Consider the following 1,206-nt stretch of genomic DNA (forward strand, 5'->3'; position numbering starts at 1 on the left):
TAGAAAACTTGGCCAGCCAACCTAGTACAAGTGTGCCACAAGCTTCGGGAAATCTAGCCGCAGCGAGTGCCACCTACGACTTTTGGAATTCCCCCTATTTTCACCCATCAGATATAATTGCCGCCCAAGCCAAAAGTACAGTAGAAAGAATCAAAGAACATCCAATAGTTTTGGCAGTGCAAGACACAACAAGTTTAGACTTTACGACGCAAAAAGCCAAAAAAGGAATGGGTTATCTAGATTATAAAAAATCCTTTGGTCTCAAAGTTCATACCACATTAGGAGTGTCACCGCAAGGAATACCTTTAGGACTGATTAATCAATAGGTCTGGGCAAGAGAAGAAAAGAATTTAGGGATTGCCAAGCAAAGAAAAAAAAGAGAAACCGAAGAAAAAGAAAGTCAAAGATGGTTAGATTCTTGATCAGAAACACAACAACAAATACCCGAAGATATTCAAGTAGTAACAATCGGAGATTGTGAGGCAGACATATTTGATTTATTTGCCCAATCAAGAAGTCCTAACTCTCATTTATTAATCCGAGGAACTCATAACCGAAAAGTTAACTATCTCGAAGACAAGCAAAAGTCAGGGCATCCAGAGCCTAAATATTTACATCAATCCATCAGAGAAGTTAAAGCCTGTGGTAGCCTAGATGTGCAAGTAAAACGCAATCCTAATCACGAGGCTAGACTAGCTAAACTAACAGTTAGATTTGCCAGTTTTGAAATACAAGTACCTAAGCATCACTCGAAAGCGAACCCTCGTCAACCGGTCAAATTACAGGTAATTTTAGCTGAAGAAGAAAATCCGCGTCCCGGAGTTAATCCTATCAGTTGGCTCCTCTTAACTAGCCTAGACATTAGGAGCTTTGAATCGGCGATAACCTGTGTGCGCTGGTATAGTTATCGCTGGTTGATAGAACGCTATCATTTTGTTTTAAAAAGTGGTTGTGGATTAGAAAAACTGCAATTAGAAACGGGTCGTAGAATTGAGATGGCCTTAGCTACCTATTCAATTGTAGCTTGGAGATTACTCTGGTTAACCGATCAAGCACGCTTACACGGAGAGGAGAGTTGTGAAAGTTTTTTGGAAGAACATGAATGGCAATCTTTGTGTGCCACTATTCATAAAAAGAGTCCGCCACCTGAAAAGCCGCCCTCCTTTCGAGAAGCAGTCAGAATGATTGCTTCTCTTGGGGGGTTTT

At 40.7% G+C, this 1,206-nt stretch carries 1 pseudogene; it reads left to right on the forward strand.

The window, feature by feature from the left end:
- Positions 1 to 1,206: pseudogene (locus BGL89_RS08295) on the forward strand (IS4-like element ISMae7 family transposase); the annotation flags it as partial.

The sequence above is a fragment of the Microcystis sp. LSC13-02 genome (assembly GCA_002282935.1).
GTDB lineage: Bacteria > Cyanobacteriota > Cyanobacteriia > Cyanobacteriales > Microcystaceae > Microcystis.